Origin of the sequence: Bacillus glycinifermentans (assembly GCF_001042475.2) — a bacterium.
Taxonomy (GTDB): domain Bacteria; phylum Bacillota; class Bacilli; order Bacillales; family Bacillaceae; genus Bacillus; species Bacillus glycinifermentans.
The window spans coordinates 1-21,914 of the sequence record NZ_LECW02000013.1 but is presented as its reverse complement, the minus strand read 5'-3'; the positions used below and the strand labels follow the sequence as shown (position 1 = coordinate 21,914).

Here is a 21,914-nt window from a genome sequence, read left to right as displayed (position 1 = left end):
TAGTTGGGGGTTTCCCCCTGTGAGAGTAGGACGCCGCCAAGCAACCCGAAAGGCCAGCTCAGTAAAGCTGGCCTTTTTTGTTGTATTCTTTTTTTCCTAATAGCAGTTTGGCGATATAGTATGGAAATTTTATTTCGGTTATATGTAAAAACTGCTGAATGATGACATAGTCGTCACTTGAGCATTGCAGGAGAAGGTCGTACCACCATTCCGTTTCATATCTGGCGATCATGCTGAGATTGTAGGCAATCAAGTAATGAACCAATATTTCCGGAAGCTTTAAAAACCGGTCGCGGGCGGCGGGAAAGAAATACGTTTCATTCTCAAGCTCAAAAAGCAAACTCGTCGAAGTGCATGGATGAGCTTCCTTCTGGTCTGAAGAAAAAACGAAGCTGCCGTTGTCTTCTCCTGTAAAATTCCAATTTAAATGGTATTCCACATGCTCAATGAATCGTTTGGCTGACATGTTATAAGCATCTGCTGTATGCTGGGGAAGCCTGATGCTGCCGTCTTGCACCGACACTTTCACCATCGGATTTTCTCTTCTTTGAAATGACAGCACGTTATTGATTTCCGGTATGTTGGCTAAAAGTTGCTTCATGCTGAAACGTTCGTCTTCGAGGCCCTTTAATTGAAATAAGGATTGAATGACATGCATGCATAGCCCATTTCTTTGAATTTTCACTTCATCTTCATAAAAACGATAATTTTGTTTTTTTCGTTTTCTCGTGGTGACGCCGTGTGCAAGCACAGAGGTGTGGCTTGGATAGGAAGGATCTGAAGTTAATATGCAGGCTTTTAAAAGCTGGGCCATTCCATAAAATAACAGAATCGGCTTAATTTCAATAGAAGCCAGTTTTGCTTGTTTGTAAAAGGCTTCAGCATGTTTGAGAAAGAAAATGAACCGTTCTCCATTTTTATAAGAATTTCTTTTGGGATCGTCCATATCGTGATTTTTATATACCTTTTCTAGGAAATACTGGGATGTCTCCACGGAGTAAAACAGCTCTAGTTCTTTCCATCCCTTATTTCGCATAAACTCCACTTCCCTCATGATTATTTTCTAAAAATTACAACTGTTTCCCGCTTTCTTGACAGTCGGTTTTCAAGTTGATAATCTACATATAATATTTTGCCGAAAAGAGGGGGATTTACTAATGTGGGAAAGCAAATTTTCTAAAGAAGGCTTAACGTTTGATGATGTATTGCTTATTCCGGCTAAATCAGAAGTTCTTCCGCGCGACGTGAATTTATCGGTTGAGCTTACTCCATCTCTCAAACTGAATGTTCCGATTATCAGTGCAGGTATGGATACCGTTACAGAAGCTGAAATGGCCATTGCAATGGCAAGGCAGGGCGGACTTGGCATCATCCACAAAAACATGTCGATCGAACAGCAGGCTGAACAAGTTGACAAGGTGAAGCGTTCAGAGCGGGGCGTCATTACGAATCCGTTTTTCCTGACACCCGAACATCAAGTATTTGATGCAGAGCATTTAATGGGCAAATACAGAATTTCCGGCGTTCCGATTGTCGATAACAGCGAAGACCAGAAGCTGGTCGGAATCATTACAAACCGCGATCTTCGATTTATTTCTGATTATTCCATGAAAATCAGCGATGTGATGACAAAAGAAGAGCTAGTCACGGCTCCTGTCGGCACAACGTTAGACCAGGCAGAACAAATCCTTCAGAAATATAAAATCGAAAAACTCCCTCTTGTAGATGATCAAGGTGTGTTAAAAGGTCTTATCACCATCAAAGATATTGAAAAAGTCATTGAGTTCCCGAACTCAGCGAAAGATGTTCACGGCCGCCTGCTGGTTGGGGCTGCGGTCGGGGTAACCGGCGACACGATGACGCGCGTCAAAAAGCTTGTCGAAGCCAATGTTGACGTGATTGTCGTTGATACGGCACACGGCCATTCTCAAGGCGTTCTGAATACGGTCAAAAAAATCCGTGACACGTATCCGGAGCTGAATATTATTGCAGGAAACGTGGCGACGGCAGAAGGAACGAAAGCGCTGATCGACGCCGGTGCAGATGTGGTCAAAGTGGGTATCGGGCCTGGATCAATCTGTACGACCCGTGTCGTAGCGGGAGTCGGCGTTCCGCAAGTGACTGCGATTTATGATTGTGCGACTGAAGCGAGAAAGCACGGAGCTGCCATTATCGCAGACGGCGGAATCAAGTATTCCGGTGACATTGTAAAAGCATTGGCTTCAGGCGGACATGCCGTCATGCTTGGAAGCCTTCTTGCCGGTACATCTGAAAGCCCCGGCGAAACGGAAATTTATCAAGGCAGACGCTTTAAAGTATACCGTGGCATGGGCTCTGTCGCTGCCATGGAAAAAGGAAGCAAAGACCGCTACTTCCAAGAAGAAAACAAAAAATTCGTCCCTGAAGGCATCGAAGGCCGCACGCCTTATAAAGGACCTGTTGCCGATACGATTTATCAGCTTGTCGGCGGTCTGAAATCAGGCATGGGCTACTGCGGAACGAAGGATTTGCAGGCTTTAAGAGAAGACACGCAATTCATTCGGATGACAGGCGCCGGCCTCAGGGAAAGCCACCCGCACGATGTTCAAATTACCAAAGAATCGCCTAACTATACCATTTCTTAATCAAAAGTGACAAAAATTAAACTGTAGACAGAGTGATACTCTGTCTATTTTTTTTTGCTTCATTATGATAAAATTTATGATGTTGTGTTGAAAAATGTCTTTTATGGCTTTTACATAGATTGAGTACGATGAAAAGCGGAGGTATACAATTTGAAAAGCAAGAAATTCAAACAGCTGATCATGTTAGTTGTCGCTTTTGCTGTAGTGATAGGAGCATTTTCTCCTATGTCAAACGCAAAGGCTGCAAATGATCCAATTAATGTAAACGCAAAGGCGGCTATTTTGATTGAAGCGTCATCAGGGAAAGTGCTGTACAGCAAAAATGCCGATGAGCGTCTTCCTGTTGCCAGCATGGCGAAAATGATGACGGAGTATCTTCTTTTGGAAGCGATTCATGAGGGCAAAGTGAAATGGGATCAGACATATACACCGGATGATTACGTGTATGAAATTTCTCAAGATCGTTCATTGTCCAACGTTCCGCTTCGCAAAGACGGCTCTTATACAGTGAAAGAGCTTTACCAGGCGACTGCGATCTACTCTGCAAATGCAGCGGCAATCGCGCTTTCAGAAGTCGTAGCCGGTTCTGAAAAGAACTTTGTTGAACAGATGAATAAAAAAGCAAAAGAACTTGGCATGAAAAATTTCAAATTTGTCAATGCGACAGGTTTGGCAAACAAAGACCTTCACGGAAAACAACCGGTGGGAAGCGCTGATGAAGAAAATGAAGTTTCTGCAAGAGACATGGCGATTCTTGCCGACCATTTGATCAAGGATTACCCTGAAATCCTGGACACGGCAAGCGTTGCAAAAACGAAGTTCAGAAAAGGCACAGACGATGAAATGGACATGCCGAACTGGAACTTTATGCTGAAAGGCCTAGTTCAGGAATATAAAGGCGTTGACGGACTGAAAACAGGCTCAACCGATTCTGCAGGATCTTGTTTCACTGCGACTGCCGAAAGAAACGGCATGCGCGTGATTTCCGTCGTGCTTAACGCAAAAGGCAACATCCACACCGGACGTTTTGATCAGACGAAAAAAATGCTGGATTATGCTTTTAAAAATTTCACGATGAAAGAGCTGTATGCAAAAGGCGATCAAGTAAAAGGAAATGAAACGGTTAAAGTCGACCAGGGGAAAGATCAGGAAGTCGCGATCGTAACGGAGAAAGCTTTTTCGATCCCTGTGAAAAACGGCGAAGAGAAGAACTATAAGGCAAAAGTCACACTTGATAAGAAAGAGCTTTCCGCACCTGTGAAAAAGGGTGAAAAAGTCGGAACATTGACGGCTGCTTATACGGGCGATCAGAAGGATTACGGCTACGTCGGCAGCGATGTATCAGGTGTGAAATTGGTAACAAAAGAAAATGATGAGAAAGCAAACTGGTTTGTCTTAACGATGCGCAGCATCGGCGGATTTTTCGCCGGAATCTGGAACAGCATCGTTGAAACGGTAACCGGCTGGTTTTAATAGCAAAGAGCTCTATGATTAGGGCTCTTTGCTGTAATTTCACATTTACAATCCAAACAATTTGATATTAAAATAGAAATAATCTTCGTGTTTTTCCATATAATTTTGCGGAATTATAGGATACAATAAGATTAAATCTGACAATTCTATCATTAGGGGGATCCTACAATGGCTCAAACAGGTACTGAACGTGTAAAACGCGGTATGGCAGAAATGCAAAAGGGCGGCGTCATCATGGACGTTGTCAATGCTGAACAAGCAAAAATCGCTGAAGAAGCAGGAGCCGTCGCTGTTATGGCGCTTGAACGTGTTCCGGCTGATATCCGTGCGGCTGGCGGGGTTGCCCGTATGGCAGATCCGACAATCGTCGAGGAAGTCATGAACGCAGTGTCGATTCCGGTTATGGCGAAAGCACGCATCGGACATATCGTTGAAGCGCGCGTTCTTGAAGCGCTTGGCGTTGATTATATTGATGAAAGCGAAGTTTTGACTCCGGCCGACGAGGAATTCCACTTAAATAAAAGCGAATTTACCGTTCCGTTTGTATGCGGATGCCGCGATCTTGGAGAGGCAGCGCGCCGGATCGGAGAGGGAGCTTCCATGCTTCGCACAAAAGGCGAGCCGGGAACGGGGAATATCGTTGAAGCCGTCCGCCATATGAGAAAAGTAAACGCTCAAGTGCGCAAAGTGGTCGGCATGAGCGATGACGAGCTGATGACAGAAGCGAAAAATCTCGGCGCTCCTTATGAGCTGTTAAAACAAATTAAAGCTGAAGGACGCCTTCCTGTTGTAAACTTCGCAGCCGGCGGCGTGGCCACGCCTGCTGACGCTGCTTTGATGATGCAGCTTGGCGCTGACGGCGTTTTTGTAGGATCCGGTATCTTTAAATCCGATAATCCTGCAAAATTTGCGAAAGCAATCGTTGAAGCGACAACGCATTACACAGACTACAAATTGATCGCCGAGCTTTCAAAAGAGCTTGGAACTGCAATGAAAGGGATCGAAATTTCAAATCTGCTGCCAGAACAGCGTATGCAAGAACGCGGCTGGTAATGTAAGGAGACGGTTTTACATGCTGACAATTGGTGTACTTGGACTTCAGGGAGCAGTAAGGGAACACATTCGTTCAATTGAAGCATGCGGAGCGGCCGGAAAAGTCGTGAAATGGCCCGAAGACCTGAAGGAAATCGACGGTCTTATTTTACCGGGAGGCGAAAGCACGACGATGAGGCGCCTCATCGATACGTATCAGTTTATGAAGCCTCTTCAGGAATTTGCCGCATCCGGAAAGCCGATGTTTGGAACTTGTGCGGGTTTGATTATCCTGGCAAAGAAAATCGCCGGATCTGACGCTGCTCATCTTGGCGTCTTGAATGTAACGGTGGAGCGCAACTCCTTTGGAAGGCAGAGGGACAGCTTTGAAGCGGATTTAACGGTTAAAGGGCTGGATAAACCGTTTACCGGCGTATTTATCCGCGCCCCTCACATTTTAGAAGCGGGTGCAGACGTCGAAGTTCTTTCTGAGCATGACGGAAGAATCGTTGCTGCCAAACAAGGGAACCTGCTCGGCTGTTCGTTCCATCCAGAATTGACGGATGACGACAGAATAACCAAGCTTTTCATTGATATGGCGGAACAGCACAAAAAAGAAGCCGTCGTATAAAACAGTTGAAAGCTGTGAAAACTTGTAGTACATTAAAAAGACAATTACAGATCGAAAAGCGTTGACAGGAAGCAGTAGGAAGCCTCTCTTTCCAAGAGAGCCGATGGTTGGTGCGAATCGGCGAAAGATGCTGTCCGAATCCATCCTTGAGCGAAATGCTGAACATTCAAGTAGGCATTTACGGGAAGACCGTTATGAAACGAAGCGGAAAACGGCGTACGACACGTCCCGTTTTCAATCAGGGTGGCAACGCGAGAGCTCTCGTCCCTTTACACATAAGGGGACCAGGGCTCTTTTTTTCGATCAAAAACAGTAAAAAGGAGCGAGGCAGATGCTTGACGTGAAGCTGCTGCGGGCAAATTTACAAGAGATCAAACAAAAGCTTGCCCACAGAGGAGAAGATTTAACGGATTTTGATCAATTTGAAGAATTGGATGCAAAAAGAAGAGAATTGATCGTCAAAGTAGAAGAATTGAAAGGAAAGCGCAATGAGGTCTCCCAGCAGGTGGCGGCTTTAAAACGCGAGAAAAAGGATGCAGACCACCTGATTAAAGAAATGCGCGAAGTCGGCGAAGAGATTAAAACGCTTGATGAAAGCTTAAGAACCGTCGAAGCTTCTTTAGAAAGAATCATGCTGTCCATTCCGAACATCCCTCACGAGTCTGTGCCTGTCGGCGAGACTGAAGACGATAATGTAGAAGTGCGCAAATGGGGCGAGGTTCCCGAATTCTCTTTTGAAGCGAAGCCTCATTGGGAAATTGCCGACCAGCTTGAGATTCTCGATTTTGAGCGTGCCGGAAAAGTGACGGGAAGCCGCTTTGTTTTCTATAAAGGGCTTGGCGCACGGCTTGAACGTGCCTTATTTAACTTTATGCTTGACCTCCATGTCGATGAATACGGCTATACAGAGGTGCTACCTCCTTACATGGTGAACCGGACGAGCATGACGGGCACAGGGCAGCTTCCTAAGTTTGAAGAGGATGCTTTTAAAATCAGGGAAGAGGACTATTTTCTGATTCCGACGGCGGAAGTGCCGGTGACGAACATGCATCGCGACGAAATTTTAGCGGCTGACGAGCTGCCGATCAATTATGCCGCGTTTAGCGCCTGCTTCCGTTCAGAAGCCGGCTCTGCCGGAAGAGACACGCGCGGATTGATTCGCCAGCATCAATTCAACAAAGTGGAGCTCGTGAAATTTGTTAAACCTGAGGATTCATATGAGGAGCTTGAAAAGCTGACAAATCAGGCTGAAAAGGTGCTTCAGCTGCTAGGGCTGCCTTATCGCGTGATGAGCATGTGTACGGGAGATTTAGGCTTTACAGCAGCGAAAAAATACGATATCGAAGTCTGGATACCGAGCCAGAATACGTATCGTGAAATCTCCTCTTGCAGCAACTTTGAAGCCTTTCAGGCAAGACGGGCCAATATCAGATTCAGAAGGGAAGCAAAAGGAAAGCCTGAACACGTTCATACATTAAACGGCTCAGGCCTGGCGGTCGGGCGAACAGTCGCCGCCTTGTTGGAGAACTATCAGCAGGAAGACGGCAGCGTCGTCATCCCCGAAATTCTCCGCCCTTATATGGGAAATAGAGAAGTCATTAAAGCATAATGAAAAAAGGTGCGCGAATCAGGCGCACCTTTTTTATTGTAACGACCAGACGGCGGCGATATTTCGCGCGCAATGTTCCAGATACGCTTTTCCATTGGCGAGCGAATCCTCCAACGTACGCGTCCCCGGTACAATGGAAAAAAGAGCCGAAATCCCTTTGTCATAAACGAGTTCACAGCCTTCGCCGAGGGAGCCGGCGACAGCGATGACCGGAATGCCTTCCCGCGCGGCCCGGCTTGCGACACCGACCGGCGTTTTGCCGTGAATCGATTGGCCGTCTATTTTCCCTTCTCCCGTGATCACGAGGTCCGCTCCTTTTATCCGTTCAGAGAAAGACAGGGTGTCCAGCACAATGTCGACGCCGCTTTTCAATTCCGCTTTTAAAAAGGCCTTGAGGCCCGCACCTAAGCCGCCCGCCGCTCCGGCACCGGGAAGGGAATCGGCCTCACACTTCATTTCTTTCTTGATGGCGCGAGCATAATGCTTCAAGTTGTCATCCAATAGCGCAACCATATTGTCCGATGCTCCTTTTTGCGGTCCGAATACGGAGGATGCCCCATTAGGACCTGTCAGAGGGTTGTCAACGTCACAGGCTGCTTCAAATACGATGTCCTTTAATTTTGGATGCATCCCGTCCGTATTGATCGCAGCAATTTGAGACAATGAACCGCCGCCGTCACCAATCTCACAGCCGTCCTTGTTTAAAAATTTTACGCCGAGTGCGCTCGCCATGCCCGCGCCGCCGTCGTTTGTCGCACTGCCTCCGAGCCCGATGATGATGTGAAGCGCACCCTTTTCTGCGGCATCGAGGATCAGTTCTCCCGTTCCCCTCGTTGTCGTCACCAGCGGGTTGCGCTGATCGGGCGGAACGAGATGAAGGCCTGACGCTTCCGCCATTTCAATCACGGCCGTTTTTCCGTCTCCGAGCAGCCCGTAAACCGCTTCAACCGGCGTTCCAAGGGGACCTGTTACCGTTTTGCGGATTAATTCCCCATCGGTCGCATCAACCAAAGCTTGAACGGTTCCTTCACCGCCGTCTGCGACCGGAATTTTGACATATTCCGCGTCAGGCAGAACGGTTGCAAAGCCTTTTTTAATACAGTCGGCAGCCTCCATGGAGGTCATGCTTTCTTTAAATGAATCTGGTGCGATCACGATTTTCATACTTCCCGCTCCTTCTTACTTAAAAAATTGAAAAACACCGAAAATCAGCGTCGATATGATCGTTAAAACCAAACCGATGGCCGTTTCGTATGGAATGAGTGCAAGGCGTTTTTTCATCGGCATGAATACGCTGCCTCCTGTCGTATGAAAAAACTTCCGTGAGGCAGGTGATCAAGGACTGTCGCACCGGCGTGAATCATGGCAGCGCCTGCAAGGCCGGAGACGCCGAGATCGACAAGCGTCGGCCCAAACACGCTGCTGGCGACAGCGGTGCCAGCGGTTGTCGAAGCTGTAGCCATAGACATCAAAATGCCTGAAATCGGCGCCAAAAGAAAAGGCGGCAGACCCAAACCGACAAGGCTGTCCGTAATGAACGAATTAAGCTCTGAATTCGCGATCATCCCGGCGAGTGTTCCCGTGCCAATCAGCATAATGGCAACACCTGACATTTTTGAGAGGCCGGAAGCGGCAAAATGCTTCAGCTTCCCGGCTTGTCCAGAGGCGATAGCCGTCACAAGCCCCCCGGCCGGGAGTGCGATCATCGGATCAATGGTAATTCCTGCGGCCGGTCTTAAAGCTAATAAAAGAATCGCAGCAGCCGGCCCGCTGATTGCCGCCCAAAACGAGGGGGCATGTTCATGGCCATTGCTTTCAATTTCTTCAGAAGACGTATATGTTCCTTTATTGGCCAGCCGTTTTGCTAACAAATATGTCGCGCCAAATCCGAAAACGGCGGGAATGATCCCGGCTGCCATCACGGATGTCAAAGGGATGTGAAACGCATCTGAAGCGGCGATTGCATTGGGATTGGGAGACATGATATTCCCGGCTTTCCCGCCGCCGATCATCGCCAAAAGAATGGCCGCTTTGCTGGTTGATGTCCGCTTGGCGATGGCCAGGGCGATCGGGGCAACGGTAATGACTGCTACATCGACGAAAACGCCGACCGCCGTTAAGATTGCTGTCGCCAGCGTCAGCGCAAGCAATGCCCGTTTTTCGCCGATTTTTTTGACGATCGTTTCGGCAATGACTGCAGCTGACCCTGATTGGATCAGGACACCGGCGAGGATGCCGGCCGCCAAAATACGAAGTACGGCAGGAATCATCGTTCTGGCCCCAGCTATCATTAAATCTGTCGTTTCAATGACATTCGCACCGCCGATTAAACCTCCGGCCAGCGCTCCCGCCATCATTCCGTAAGCCGGAGGCACCTTTTTTAAAATGAGAAAGATCGAAATCGCTAAAGCGCCAATAGCACCAATAGCGTTTATTTGAATGTCCACACTGCATCCCCCCTATAACTTAGATTGTAAACGCTTTCCGGTGGAGGGAGAATTGGTCAAGCAAACGGATTTTAACGATCTGAACCATCGCGAAATTGTTCACTTGCACAATTTGCAAAAAGGATCATTGCCGTATACAGCTTAAACAGATCCTCCAGATTTTTTGGATCGCATCCAGTCGCCGCTTTAATTTTCTTTAAACGATAGGATAATGTATTTCGGTGAATGAACAGCCTTGAAGCAACTTCACCGATTTCTCCGTTTTCCTCGATGTAGCAGAGAAGGGTTTTCATCAATTCGCCTTTTTGATCTGCATGTGAAAGACGGTCCCAGATCTTTCTGAAATGGATTTCCTGATGTGGATGGAGGATGTTTGAGAGAAGCACAGGGACGGCGAAATCGCGGTAATCGTAAAAATGATTGCGGGCTTCCGACTGATCGGCAATGTACAAGGTTTGTTTTGCGCTTTGGTACGAAAAGGGAAGCTGGTTGAGCTGCTCAGCTTGTTCGCCGCATGCTCCTCTGATATCCTTCCAGCGGCTCAGCCAATCTTTCCATCTCATAAAGGTATCAGACCGGCTCTTCCCCGGCTCATCTGCCAAGAGAACGGCGATTTCCGTCAGCGAAACATTGGCATAAAGGTCTCGGGGCCTTAGCTGCTTTTCGAGGCTTTTGATAAAGTCCGGCTTCAAATCGGCGGAAGGAAGCTCAAACACGAGGCATAATCGTCTGCCTTCGAGCGGAATTTGCAAACGCTCGGCGCGTCCCAGGAAGTCAAGGGATGACAAATCCGTACCATGGAGCATTTGAATAACCGTTTCCTCGCGAAGCCTTTGGTCCCATGTCAGCTGTTTTGTCAAAAATGCTTGTTCCACGGTCATTTCCGCCGCCATTTTGACAAGTTCCCCGTATGGACTGACCTCAGACGGAGCCCCCGTAATGCCGATGACTCCGATGATTTCATCATGAAATACGATCGGAAGGTTCACGCCCGGTTTTGTCCCGGCTAAATCGAAGCATTCGTCCGGCGAAATGCTGATTCCGCTTTTACCGGAAAGGGCATCCTTCGCCCCCGCATGTTCATCACCGATTCTTGAACGATCCCCGGAGGCGATGATCAACCCGTTTTCATCCATAATATTGATATTATGTCGAATAATCGACATCGTTCTATCAACAATTTCCGCAGCAAGTTCTTTTGAGAGATAGTTCATTTTGCCGGTGCTCCTGTCAGTTGATTTTCATATAAGGATTTTCCCGTCGATCCACCATTCGATAAATTGTTTTAAAGAGGGGGCAACCCACGTACGGCTGTCGTTTTCATGATTCCAAACGTATATATCGTCTCTTTGGATGGAACCGTTTAAAATGGAATAAGCGAATAAATCGCCGTTTCCTGCGTCAGCGATAAATAAGAGACAATCAAATGGCATATACAAATCTTTAAAAATTTTGCCGTTTCTCAGCTCTTTGTTTTCGTCTATGATCCGGTCTGCGGACCAAATGAGATGGCATCCAAATTCATCGTTTATGCCATCCGTTTCTTTCAGCAGGCTTTCCAATTCTTCCGGGAGATCAATGTTGAATGTCTGTTTGATCTCCTCCAGTTTTGCGGTTTCAGCAGGCTTGTTATATGTATACTTTCCCGGAAAATCTCGCCACATCGTCATCACCTTTATCATGTCTTTTATATCATTATAAGTGAACGATCAATAAAATTAAATTTTTATTAAAAACACCCTTGACTCAGAAATATGGGACATGTTATATTAATTCTTGTCGATACGGAGGAATACCCAAGTCTGGCTGAAGGGATCGGTCTTGAAAACCGACAGGGGTGTCAAAGCCCGCGGGGGTTCGAATCCCTCTTCCTCCGCCATTATTGATTTGCATTTTAGTGATTGACTAAGCATAAATTGGAGATTGTATTGCCGCTGCCCGGATGAGGCAGCGGTTTTTTTATATTTTAACGATTACAGCATGGCTGGCGAATCTGGAAAAGAATTGACCCCCAAACCCTGAACCGAAAAAGGCCGGGGGTCTTGTGTTTTCTAATAAGTTCCTATAAAGTAAAAATTAGCGATAGATCGGCTTTTTGTAGGGGCGTTCGGCTCACCTCCATATATGGAAGAAGGGAGGTGAGAAAATTTGGCTGTAGAAAGTGCAATTCAATTGATGCTTTTTTTTGGGATTCTCATTGTAGGAATCCTGTCATTAGCCTATAATTTCACGAAAAAAAAGTAAGAACGCCCCTGACCGTCACATCAAGGCGTTCCTACTCATAAGTTTAGACTTAGGAAAAAGCCGACTCCCTTACAGGAGCTATTCTATTGCCGATCGGAGATGTTACCAGCATCTTCGATCTTTTTGTATTCACAGTATACTCTTCAGAATAAATTATATTCATGTGTGCTGTAATTGTGAGCAGGAACTGTATACTGATTGTATATCGACTATATATTGTCATTGTAGAACAACATGCTGGCCTTGTCCATAAAAAATTCCCTGAGAGGAAACATTCAAGCTGCGGCAACTCAAGGCGCCAAGGCACATAAACCCTGTCTTGGAAATTCATCTAAGCAAGCGTTCGAATATTAGGATTGGCACCCGGATCAGCATGTCCCGCCGCTTTATACGGTAGGCGGAATGAAAGGAAGCGAATTGACAAGCCTAAACCGAACGCTTGCTGTGAATAAACTGTTTTCCAATATTATCGAAATGGGGTGTAGGAATGTTCGCTTTCTGTTTCAATTGGCCAAATGAATCGTGTAAGGCTGCCATTTCTTCGAAGGAACCGTCAACCAATTTGGCAAATGGCAGCATATAATAAATTTTTATTGCTAGATAGGCCATCCGTTTATGTTTGCGGACAAAAGTTGCTTGATTGGCAGGCGTAATCGTATAGTCCAATGCCTCAAGCACGCCAAAGCCTTCGTCCATTGCTGCTATGATCTGTGTGAGCAGCTTTTTGTCCCGGGCGATCTCTTTCATCTTTCCCTCTTTTGCGAACAAAGCGGCGTTAAGCGCCAAGATCGGTACAATGTGGCCTTTCAGCCATGCATCCATATCCTCGTGAAACGTTAATTTGTATTTAACCTTTTCGAACGCTTTTTCCAGCAAAGGTCGAAAAGGAATTGACCCGTCCAGCCCGCCCAGCACCATTTGTCCGCCTCCGCGGATGCAGACGACACGCCCGTTCACACGGCTCCCCCCGCTTACCTGGAAACCGAAGGCAACCTGCTTTTCTGTAAGGCTCATTTCCTGAAGCTCATTCAGCATTCCGCGGGCATCGGCATTATTGCCCACCAGAACGATACAGCGGCTTCGGTTGGCAGCCAAAACGGGCAGTACGGACCTGAAATCCGTATATTTCATGACCACGAAAACGAGATCATAGCTTTCATCTGTTTCCAGCGTCCGGATGACGCGAACCGGATCGACCGTTGTTTTGAACTGAAAATAATGACGAATGACGACTCCGTTTCGCTCCAGCTCTTCCGCCCGTTTTCCCCTGGCCAATACCGTTACGTCATGGCCTCCGCGTACCAGAACATGGGCCAAGTAGCTGCCCAATACGCCTGCGCCGTAAACTAAGATTTTCATTTCATATCCCCCATTTTTAACATCTGTTGATTTATTAACACCTGTTGATTAAGCTTATCTTAGCAGCCGTATCAGGAGCACATCAATCGGTAAAATCTTTGCTTTTGTTGATTAATCAACAAAAGTGTTGCGAGTGTTTATAAACCTTGGAGGAGAAAAATGGACAGACGGATTTTGAAAACGCGAAAAGCGATACTCGAAGCTTTCTTGGAGCTGATGGGCGAGAAAAATTTCGAGCAAATCTCAATCAATGAAATCGCCGGGCGGGCCAATGTGAACCGGGGGACCGTCTATTTGCATTATACGGATAAGTACGATTTGCTTGATCAATGCATCGACACGTATTTGAAGCAGTTATATGAGAAATGTCTGCCTGAGGGCAATGCGCTCCCGCTTGCCTCCAAAGATACACTGCTCCAAACCTTTAAATATTTGGAACAGAACGCCGACGTTTATTCGATGCTGTTGACGAGCAAAGGAACTTCTGTATTCAGAAGCCGGTTGACGGCGGTTGTAATGCGGGGAGTTGAGGAACAAATCAACATATACGGCATTCATCCGGGGACGAATCGGGATATTATGGTGCAATTTCTCGTTTCCGCGGCGATCGGCCTGCTGGAATGGTGGATCGTCCATTCGATGCCTTATCCGGCGGAAGAGATGGTCGAACAATTGATCATGCTGCTGGAACGCCATTTAACGAATCCGTTACAGAACGACTAGGCCGGCAGTGCGATTCCGGTGTAACGAATTGCCCGTCTTGCTAAAAAAAGAGCGGCTCTTCAGCAAGAGTCCGCTCTTTTCACATCTATCTTTGAATCGCTTTACTAATTTTTTCAATAATGGGGTCCAAGGAGGCGGACTTGTTCAATAAATCGTATTCCTCTATGTTGACCCTTACGACAGGACAGGCGTTAAAGCCGCTGATCCAGTTTTCGTACCTTGTGTACATTTCCTCCCAGTAGGACCGGTCTGTCTGGAGCTCCATTTCCCGTCCGCGTTCTTGGATGCGGTCGAGGATTTTCTCCAAATCGCCTTCCAGGTATATAAGGGCATCCGGGTGGGGGAAGTATGGCGTCATCACCATCGCTTCAAACAGGCTCGTGTAGGTTTTATAGTCGATTTTTGACATCGTTCCTTTATCGGCATGCATTTTCGCGAAAATGCCCGTATCTTCGTAAATGGAGCGGTCCTGGACAAAACCGCCTCCAGATTCAAAAATATATTTTTGCTCTTTGAATCGTTCGGCCAAAAAGAAAATCTGCAAATGAAAACTCCATCGTTCGAAGTCTTTATAAAAAGCCTCCAAATAAGGATTATTCACGACATTTTCAAGTGATGTTTTAAAGCCGAGTCTTTTTGCAAGTTCTTTTGTTAATGTAGATTTCCCCACTCCCACCGTGCCTGCGACGGTAATGATGGCGTCTTTCGGAATATCGTGTACAGTCATTGTATATACTCCTTTACTTGATCGGCAATTCGCTGAAAAACTTCTTTAGATAAAACAAAATCATCCTGATCACCGTTTATTTCGATAATCGGCAACGTTGGTTCAGCTTCTTTGATTTGATTGATTGCAGTCTCGTAATCTTTGATCAGCTGTTCCAAATACTGCTCGTCCATCTGCTGTTCAAAAGACCGTCCCCGCTTTTTAATCCTCTTTAATAAAGTCGGAAGGCTTGCGCGAATATAAATGATGATATTCGGCTTCGGCAAGTCCTCTGTGAGCAGTCCGTAAATTTTTCTGTATTTCTCAAGCTTTCTGCCTGTTAACGTCCGTTCCGCAAAAATGAGATTTTTATAAATATGGTAGTCGGAAATGACGGGTTTGTTTTTATGTAGAAACTCTTTTTCAGTGTCTTCAAGCTGTTTGTAGCGATTGCAGAGGAAAAACATTTCCAGCTGAAAGCTCCATTCGTCTTTATCCTCATAAAACTTGCCAAGAAAAGGGTTTTCTTCGACAATTTCCTTAACAAGGGACAAAGAGAGCGTTTCTGAAAGCATGCTGGCCAATGTTGTTTTTCCCGCCCCGATGGGACCTTCGACAGCAATAAAAGGGGCTCTTTTCATAGGTGTCCTCCTACTTGGATAAGCGTTTGCTTTTGATTTTCAACATTCATATTGTATCACATCATGTTCTTTTGCCCATGAAAAAAACGTTCCGTCAACGTGGGAACGTTTCTTTTACAATATTAAATTGATCGGCGATCAGGAGCCAGTTTTGCGGAAATGACAAGCCGAGCTTCCAGTAGCTGATTCCCCTTAAGTTTAGTTCTTTAATCAGGTTGAATTTGGCTTGGATCGACCTTGCATCCTCGAACCAGACTTCGTGCTGTTTGCCCGCTTTGTCTGTATAGCGGAAATACGGAGCCTGGGCTTCCTCATCGAATAAAATAGATGCGTTATTCTCGCTGGCAATCGTGATCGCTTGCTGAGGGCTGATGGCTTTTGCGAGCGGTCCGCCCGGTTTAAAGGGAAGCGTCCAATCATAGCCGTATAAATTTTGGCCCATAACGATTTTATTGGCGGGCATTTCTGTGAGCGCATATTCAATGACATTGCGGACGGGCCCAATCGGTGACACGGCCATTGGCGGTCCTCCGCTGTAGCCCCATTCATACGTCATTAATACGACGAAATCGACAATTTGGCCATGCGCCCGGTAATCGTGAGCTTCATACCATTGCCCGGCTTGCGTCGCGCTTGTTTTGGGCGCTAAAGCGGTGGAAATCAGCCAGCCTTCCTGTCTGAAGCGGTCTCGCGCCTCTCTTAAAAATTGATTATAAGCCTCTCTGTCCTGGGGTCTTAAATATTCAAAGTCAAAATGAATGTCTCTGAAGCCGTATCTTCTGGCGGTGACAACAATTTGGTTCAGCAATGTGTTTTTGATATTCTCGTCTGTCAGGATGATCCTTCCAAGCTCGGCGCTGAAGGCATCGTTCTCAAGATTGGTCACAATCATCATCATTGTAACGTTCTGTCTGTCGGCAATTTGCTTCAAACCGGTAAGCGGCGGCTCCCGCAGCGTACCGTCACGCCTGACCTGAAAGCTGAAAGCTCCGAGATAGGTCAGATATGGCGAAGCTTCTCTTGCCGCTTGCTGGAGAGCAGCGCTGACTGTGTTTCCTCGCGGCTCAATATAAGCATTTACTTCTAAATTTCGCTTTGGCCCAGGAGGGATGTACAATAACAGCCCTACAGGCAGCTCGGCATCTGGCCGCATGCGGTTGATTCTGGCGAGCTCGGCCGCCGACATGTTAAAACGGGCTGCGATCGATGCCAGTGTATCTCCTGCTCTTACCTCGTAAAATTGCCCGGCAATCGGTATCACGATGGTTTGTCCGACAACAAGACGGTTCGGATTTGGAATCTCATTCGTCTCGACAATTTCATTTACCGTGGTTCTGTACCGATTGGCAATTGTGTAAAGCGAATCGCCTCTTTTCACGACGTAGATTTGGATGGAAAACGCCTCCTTTCTCATTGCTATCACTATATGAGAAAAAGAAGTGTTTCATGCTCTAAGTTTCACTGATGAGCTCACAGGAAGTTGTAATGTTGGCAAACAGGACATCCTTCATCATCGTGATTGCGTACCGGTTGTCTTTTTCGGTGTTTGAGGCGATGCAATCCTTCGGTAGCGTAATGTCGTATTCCCGCATATAGGCATCGTTTGCGGTAAACAGAACGCATATGTTGCCGGCGATTCCCGTAATGACCAGATGATTGACAGCGAGTTCGTTTAACAGCGTGTCGAGTGCGGTTCCGTAAAAAGCCGAATGCTTAGGCTTGATGAGAAAATAGTCGTTTTCATTCGGCGCCAGCCGGTCGATGACGTTTTTGCTTTTTCGATTTTGGCATTTCTTGATAATGGCAGCAATATCCGCTTGCCAAATTCCAAAATGGTCATTAATGTATATGATAGGCCAATTCATGCGGTGTGCATGTTTCTTTAGCGCCAGGAGGTCGGGGGCCATCGCCTCTGTTTTTCCGGAAAGAGCCTCACCCATATCGAATTGAAAATCATTGATGATGTCAACAATAATGAGGGCGGTATTTGACTTGGACAAGTCGTCTCTCCTCCTTTCAGATTGTTACTATACGTTAGCCTTTCCGGATGAAGAAAAAACATTGAAAGAGTGCGTGCGGATGACACAAGACGAGCTTTACATGAAAGAAGCCATTCAAGAAGCGAGAAAAGCCGAGGAAAAAGGAGAGGTGCCGATTGGCGCCGTACTCGTTTTCGACGATGAAATCATTGCCCGCGCCCACAACTTGAGGGAAACGGAGCAAAGATCGCTCGCACACGCAGAAATGCTTGTCATAGACGAAGCGTGCAAAAAGCTTGGGACATGGCGGCTTGAAAGAGCGGTCCTTTATGTTACGCTTGAGCCCTGCCCGATGTGCGCCGGAGCGGCCGTGCTTTCACGGATTGAAAAAGTCGTTTTTGGAGCGTTTGACCCTAAAGGCGGCTGTGCAGGGACTTTAATGAACCTTCTTCAGGAAGAGAGGTTTAATCATCAGGCGGAAGTGGTCAGCGGCGTCTTGGAGGAAGAGTGCGGTCTGTTGCTGAGCGATTTTTTCAGGAAGCTTCGGGCGAAAAAGAAAGCAGAAAAGCAAAATAAAGCACAGAGATAGAAATTTGCAATTAAGGATGAAATAAGTTATACTAAGGTGTGCGTCATAAATAGGCGCATCATCATAATTTGATATTTATTTTGCCGTGCTAAGCGGGGAGGTAGCGGTGCCCTGTACTCGCAATCCGCTCGAGCGAGGCCGAATTCCTTTCTCGAGGTTCGTTTACTGTAAGGTCTGCCTTAAACAAGTGGTGTTGACGTTTGGGTCCTGCGCAATGGGAATCCATGAACCATGTCAGGTCCGGAAGGAAGCAGCATTAAGTGGAACCTCTCATGTGCCGCAGGGTTGCCTGGGCTGAGCTAACTGTTTAAGTAACGCTTAGGGTAGCGAATCGACAGAAGGTGCACGGTAAATCAATCATCAAATTACAAACTCATCTATTTTCGAATAGATGGGTTTTTTTCTTAATAAGAGCTTTTGGAATTGAAAGCAGCTTCATGTATAATAAGGATGACGATATTAAGAGGAGGGCGTGTTTGTGAGTTATCAGGCTTTATATAGGGTGTTCAGGCCGCAGTTGTTTGAAGATGTCGTCGGTCAGGAACACGTCACGAAAACGTTGCAAAATGCCCTTTTACAAAAGAAATTCTCTCACGCCTATCTGTTTTCCGGACCGAGAGGAACAGGGAAAACAAGCGCTGCAAAACTTTTTGCCAAAGCTGTAAACTGTGAGCGCGCTCCGGTCAGTGAACCGTGTAACGAATGTTCCGCGTGCAAAGGCATTACAAGCGGTGCGGTTTCAGACGTCATTGAAATTGACGCCGCATCCAATAACGGTGTAGATGAAATTCGCGACATCCGGGACAAAGTGAAATTCGCCCCGTCCAGTGTCACGTATAAAGTATATATCATAGATGAAGTACATATGCTTTCTATCGGCGCATTCAACGCTCTTCTTAAAACGCTTGAAGAACCGCCTGAGCACTGTATTTTCATTCTTGCAACAACAGAGCCCCACAAAATTCCGTTAACGATTATTTCAAGATGTCAGCGTTTTGATTTTAAAAGAATCACGTCACAGGTCATTGTCGGACGAATGAAAAAAATCGTCGAAACCGAGCAGTTCAAGGTTCAGGACGGCGCACTCGAAATTATCGCCAGTGCTGCCGATGGAGGAATGAGGGACGCTTTAAGCCTGCTCGATCAAGCGATATCATTCAGCGGCGATGAGCTGACGGTTGATGATGCGCTGCTGATCACGGGCGCCGTGTCTCAGGCGTATATCGGAAAGCTTGCATTGTCCCTTCATGAAAAGAATGTTTCCGATGCTTTGGAAACATTGAACGAGCTGCTTCAGCAGGGGAAAGACCCGGCAAAACTGATCGAGGATATGATTTTCTATTTCAGGGATATGCTCCTTTATCAGACAGCGCCGGATTTAGAGGGTGTGCTTGAAAAGGTGAAAGTGGACGAAGCGTTCCAAAACCTGTCAAAGCAAATTCCCGCACCTGCTCTTTATGAAATGATTGATATTTTAAATAAAAGCCATCAGGAAATGAAATGGACGAATCACCCGCGCATTTTCTTTGAAGTCGCGGTCGTGAAGCTTTGCCAGAGCGCGAAAGCAGAGGCGCCTTCTGCCGGGCAGCCGGAAATCGAAGACCTTATCAACAAAGTTCGCCGGCTTGAACAGGAAATCGACAGGCTTAAAACGTCTGGATTCCAAGCAGCTGCAGCACAGAATCAGCCAAAAGAAGCGCCGCGCCCTCAAAAAAGCGTAAAAAGCGGATACAAGGCGCCGGTCGGCCGCATTCATGAAATATTAAAAGAGGCGACAAGATCGGACCTGGAAAAGCTCAAGGGATGCTGGGGGGAATTGCTTGCCCAGCTCAAACAGCAAAACAAGGTGTCCCATGCGGCCCTTTTGAATGACAGCGAACCGGTAGCGGCGTCTTCGACCGCATTCGTCCTCTCATTTAAATATGAAATTCACTGTAAAATGGTTGCCGAAGACAATAATGGCGTCAGGACAAACCTGGAACAAATTTTAGACGGAATGCTCGGCAGAAGAATAGATATGGTTGGCGTTCCCGAAGCCCAATGGGGTAAAATAAGAGAAGAATTTTTACAGGAACACCAGCCGGAAGATGCAGATACAAATACCAAAGAAGAAGAGGATCCGCTGATAGCAGAAGCTAAAAAGCTGTTCGGAGCGGAACTGATTGAAATCAAAGACTAAAAACAGGAAAGAGAGTGGATTTAGGTATGCGCGGTGGAATGGGAAATATGCAAAAAATGATGAAGCAAATGCAAAAAATGCAGAAGGATATGCAAAAAGCGCAGGAAGAGCTTGCGGAAAAAGTGCTTGAAGGTACAGCAGGCGGAGGCATGGTTACCGTTAAAGTAAACGGGCAAAAAGAAATTATTGATGTCGTGATCAAAGAAGAAGTCGTTGATCCGGAAGATGTGGAAATGCTTCAAGACCTCGTTCTTGCGGCGACAAACGACGCTTTGAAACAAGTCGACGAAGTGACAAATGAAACGATGGGTAAGTTTACAAAAGGAATGAACATGCCGGGTTTATTCTAGGAGGAAAATAATAATGCAGTATCCTGAACCAATATCAAAGCTGATCGACAGCTTTATGAAATTGCCAGGGATCGGACCCAAAACAGCGGTCCGTCTGGCTTTTTTTGTTCTCAGTATGAAGGAAGATGTTGTATTAGATTTTGCAAAGGCATTGGTAAACGCAAAGCGTAATTTGACATATTGTTCGGTTTGCGGGCATATTACAGACCAGGATCCCTGCTATATTTGCGAAGATACAAGAAGAGATAAATCGGTGATATGCGTTGTTCAGGATCCGAAAGACGTCATTGCCATGGAAAAGATGAAAGAATACGATGGATTGTACCATGTTTTGCATGGGGCGATATCTCCGATGGACGGCATCGGACCGGAAGACATTAAAATACCCGAATTGTTGAAACGATTGCAGGATGATCAAGTAACGGAAGTGATTCTCGCGACAAACCCAAATATAGAAGGAGAAGCTACAGCCATGTACATTTCAAGGCTCTTAAAACCATCAGGCATCAAGCTGTCGCGCATTGCCCATGGACTTCCAGTCGGCGGTGATTTGGAATATGCAGATGAAGTCACTCTTTCTAAAGCGCTTGAAGGCAGACGTGAGATGTAGAGGGAGGAGAATTGCATTACCATGGGGTTTCTTCAGAAAAAAAAGCTAAGAAAAGAATTTGATCAAAAATTGATGGAACAGCTGATGAGGCAAAAGGAAGAATGGAACAGACAAAAGCGGCTGATTGAAAACAGCCTTGAGCCTTCCCCTGAAGTCCTTCACGAGTTAAAAGTCGCCGAGGCAAAATACTTTTTTTATTTGCGTGAGGCCAAAAAAAGATATTTAAGACTTGGCGGATGGAAGTAGCCGGTCTATTTTCATGAATCTCTTCATATGCTTGTACTAGAAAAAATGAGGAGTGAGGGATTCATGGGATCTGTTATTATCATCGGGGCAATTGTGGCATTGGTTGCCCTGTTGTTTTTTTCAGGAGCCTCCTTTAAACCGTTAAAATGGGCTGGTACAATTGCCGTTCGATTTATCATCGGGGCTCTGTTGTTATTCTGTGTGAATCTGTTTGGCGAGAGCATGGGAATTCATTTGCCGATTAATGTTATCACGACAGGAATCAGCGGATTGTTGGGTATTCCGGGAGTGGCGGCACTTATTGTGATTAAGCAGTTTATTATAATTTAATTTTTTGTTGACATTTGTCTTTTAAGGTGTTAAATTTATATTCGTCGCTGATGACGAATTATTTTTTTGAAAAAAGTTATTGACGACATTTTGAATAAGTGTTATTATATTATAGTCGCTTCGAGAGCGGCAACGAAGTTCT

Annotated in this window: 22 protein-coding genes, 1 tRNA gene, 1 other RNA gene, 1 pseudogene and 1 other annotated feature; of the genes and pseudogenes, 15 read left to right on the top strand and 10 right to left on the bottom strand. The window is 46.3% G+C overall.

Features of this window, described 5'->3' with window-relative positions; translation table 11 throughout:
• Positions 1-58 precede the first annotated feature (58 nt).
• Positions 59-1,036, bottom strand: coding sequence for a YaaC family protein (locus AB447_RS09750; protein WP_048407047.1), 978 nt, complete (start codon positions 1,034-1,036; stop codon positions 59-61).
• 121 nt (positions 1,037-1,157) lie between these two features.
• On the opposite strand from AB447_RS09750, the gene guaB reads away from it, so the two are divergent.
• From guaB to serS, 5 genes are all read left to right on the top strand, one after another.
• A complete protein-coding gene (guaB, locus tag AB447_RS09745; RefSeq protein ID WP_048355503.1) occupies positions 1,158-2,624 on the top strand; it encodes an IMP dehydrogenase in 1,467 nt (488 codons plus the stop codon).
• A 150-nt stretch (positions 2,625-2,774) separates the two neighbouring features.
• Positions 2,775-4,097 (top strand): serine hydrolase, encoded by a 1,323-nt coding sequence (locus tag AB447_RS09740; protein WP_048355504.1) that lies wholly within the window; start codon positions 2,775-2,777, stop codon positions 4,095-4,097.
• A 168-nt stretch (positions 4,098-4,265) separates the two neighbouring features.
• On the top strand, positions 4,266-5,150 hold the full coding sequence (pdxS, locus tag AB447_RS09735; protein ID WP_046131367.1) for a pyridoxal 5'-phosphate synthase lyase subunit PdxS: 885 nt from the start codon (positions 4,266-4,268) through the stop codon (positions 5,148-5,150).
• A gap of 19 nt (positions 5,151-5,169) precedes the next feature.
• Complete coding sequence (gene pdxT, locus AB447_RS09730; protein ID WP_048355505.1) at positions 5,170-5,760, top strand: pyridoxal 5'-phosphate synthase glutaminase subunit PdxT; 591 nt, start codon at positions 5,170-5,172, stop codon at positions 5,758-5,760.
• A 52-nt stretch (positions 5,761-5,812) separates the two neighbouring features.
• Positions 5,813-6,032 (top strand) — a binding site (T-box leader).
• A gap of 59 nt (positions 6,033-6,091) precedes the next feature.
• Positions 6,092-7,369 (top strand): serine--tRNA ligase, encoded by a 1,278-nt coding sequence (serS, locus tag AB447_RS09725; RefSeq protein WP_046131369.1) that lies wholly within the window; start codon positions 6,092-6,094, stop codon positions 7,367-7,369.
• 33 nt (positions 7,370-7,402) lie between these two features.
• Here serS and AB447_RS09720 read toward each other — a convergent pair whose 3' ends face one another.
• The 4 genes and pseudogenes from AB447_RS09720 to AB447_RS09705 form a co-directional block, all read right to left on the bottom strand.
• The gene (locus tag AB447_RS09720; RefSeq protein ID WP_048355506.1) at positions 7,403-8,533 is read right to left on the bottom strand and encodes a glycerate kinase; all 1,131 of its coding nucleotides are present in this window, start codon (positions 8,531-8,533) and stop codon (positions 7,403-7,405) included.
• Between the two features lie 15 nt (positions 8,534-8,548).
• Positions 8,549-9,816: pseudogene (locus AB447_RS09715) on the bottom strand (GntP family permease).
• Between the two features lie 71 nt (positions 9,817-9,887).
• Positions 9,888-11,030, bottom strand: coding sequence for a CdaR family transcriptional regulator (locus AB447_RS09710; protein WP_048355507.1), 1,143 nt, complete (start codon positions 11,028-11,030; stop codon positions 9,888-9,890).
• A 27-nt stretch (positions 11,031-11,057) separates the two neighbouring features.
• Positions 11,058-11,480, bottom strand: coding sequence for an SMI1/KNR4 family protein (locus AB447_RS09705; protein ID WP_048355508.1), 423 nt, complete (start codon positions 11,478-11,480; stop codon positions 11,058-11,060).
• Between the two features lie 122 nt (positions 11,481-11,602).
• On the opposite strand from AB447_RS09705, the gene AB447_RS09700 reads away from it, so the two are divergent.
• Both AB447_RS09700 and comI read left to right on the top strand, forming a co-directional pair.
• Positions 11,603-11,695, top strand: a tRNA-Ser gene (locus AB447_RS09700).
• A gap of 269 nt (positions 11,696-11,964) precedes the next feature.
• Entirely contained in the window at positions 11,965-12,060 is a 96-nt protein-coding gene (gene comI, locus AB447_RS27500) for a competence inhibitor ComI (protein ID WP_411801477.1), read from the top strand.
• Positions 12,061-12,486: 426 nt separating this feature from the next.
• Here the strand turns inward: comI and AB447_RS09695 are convergent, their stop codons facing one another.
• Entirely contained in the window at positions 12,487-13,419 is a 933-nt protein-coding gene (locus AB447_RS09695) for a ketopantoate reductase family protein (protein WP_048355509.1), read from the bottom strand.
• Between the two features lie 159 nt (positions 13,420-13,578).
• Between AB447_RS09695 and AB447_RS09690 the strand changes: the two genes are divergently transcribed.
• On the top strand, positions 13,579-14,142 hold the full coding sequence (locus AB447_RS09690) for a TetR/AcrR family transcriptional regulator (protein ID WP_048355510.1): 564 nt from the start codon (positions 13,579-13,581) through the stop codon (positions 14,140-14,142).
• 85 nt (positions 14,143-14,227) lie between these two features.
• Here the strand turns inward: AB447_RS09690 and dck are convergent, their stop codons facing one another.
• From dck to AB447_RS09670, 4 genes are all read right to left on the bottom strand, one after another.
• Entirely contained in the window at positions 14,228-14,869 is a 642-nt protein-coding gene (dck, locus tag AB447_RS09685; RefSeq protein WP_057957541.1) for a deoxyadenosine/deoxycytidine kinase, read from the bottom strand.
• Complete coding sequence (locus AB447_RS09680; protein WP_048407048.1) at positions 14,866-15,489, bottom strand: deoxynucleoside kinase; 624 nt, start codon at positions 15,487-15,489, stop codon at positions 14,866-14,868. The genes dck and AB447_RS09680 overlap by 4 nt, the downstream gene beginning before the upstream one ends.
• Before the next feature lie 94 nt (positions 15,490-15,583).
• A complete protein-coding gene (locus AB447_RS09675; protein ID WP_048355512.1) occupies positions 15,584-16,903 on the bottom strand; it encodes a glycoside hydrolase family 18 protein in 1,320 nt (439 codons plus the stop codon).
• A 37-nt stretch (positions 16,904-16,940) separates the two neighbouring features.
• Positions 16,941-17,489: a cysteine hydrolase family protein gene (locus AB447_RS09670; protein ID WP_048355513.1), complete on the bottom strand. Its 549-nt coding sequence runs from the start codon at positions 17,487-17,489 to the stop codon at positions 16,941-16,943.
• Between the two features lie 79 nt (positions 17,490-17,568).
• Between AB447_RS09670 and tadA the strand changes: the two genes are divergently transcribed.
• The 7 genes from tadA (at position 17,569) to AB447_RS09640 (ending at position 21,772) form a co-directional block, all read left to right on the top strand.
• The gene (gene tadA, locus AB447_RS09665; RefSeq protein WP_048355517.1) at positions 17,569-18,057 is read left to right on the top strand and encodes a tRNA adenosine(34) deaminase TadA; all 489 of its coding nucleotides are present in this window, start codon (positions 17,569-17,571) and stop codon (positions 18,055-18,057) included.
• A gap of 83 nt (positions 18,058-18,140) precedes the next feature.
• An RNA gene (gene ffs, locus AB447_RS25155) (signal recognition particle sRNA large type) lies at positions 18,141-18,406 on the top strand.
• A gap of 129 nt (positions 18,407-18,535) precedes the next feature.
• Positions 18,536-20,236: a DNA polymerase III subunit gamma/tau gene (gene dnaX, locus AB447_RS09660; RefSeq protein ID WP_048355514.1), complete on the top strand. Its 1,701-nt coding sequence runs from the start codon at positions 18,536-18,538 to the stop codon at positions 20,234-20,236.
• Between the two features lie 26 nt (positions 20,237-20,262).
• Entirely contained in the window at positions 20,263-20,586 is a 324-nt protein-coding gene (locus AB447_RS09655; protein WP_006640440.1) for a YbaB/EbfC family nucleoid-associated protein, read from the top strand.
• Between the two features lie 13 nt (positions 20,587-20,599).
• Positions 20,600-21,196, top strand: a complete 597-nt coding sequence (gene recR / locus AB447_RS09650) for a recombination protein RecR (protein ID WP_046131379.1) — start codon at positions 20,600-20,602, stop codon at positions 21,194-21,196.
• A gap of 21 nt (positions 21,197-21,217) precedes the next feature.
• Complete coding sequence (locus AB447_RS09645; RefSeq protein WP_048355515.1) at positions 21,218-21,442, top strand: YaaL family protein; 225 nt, start codon at positions 21,218-21,220, stop codon at positions 21,440-21,442.
• Positions 21,443-21,505: 63 nt separating this feature from the next.
• Complete coding sequence (locus AB447_RS09640; RefSeq protein WP_046131381.1) at positions 21,506-21,772, top strand: pro-sigmaK processing inhibitor BofA family protein; 267 nt, start codon at positions 21,506-21,508, stop codon at positions 21,770-21,772.
• Positions 21,773-21,914: the final 142 nt, after the last annotated feature.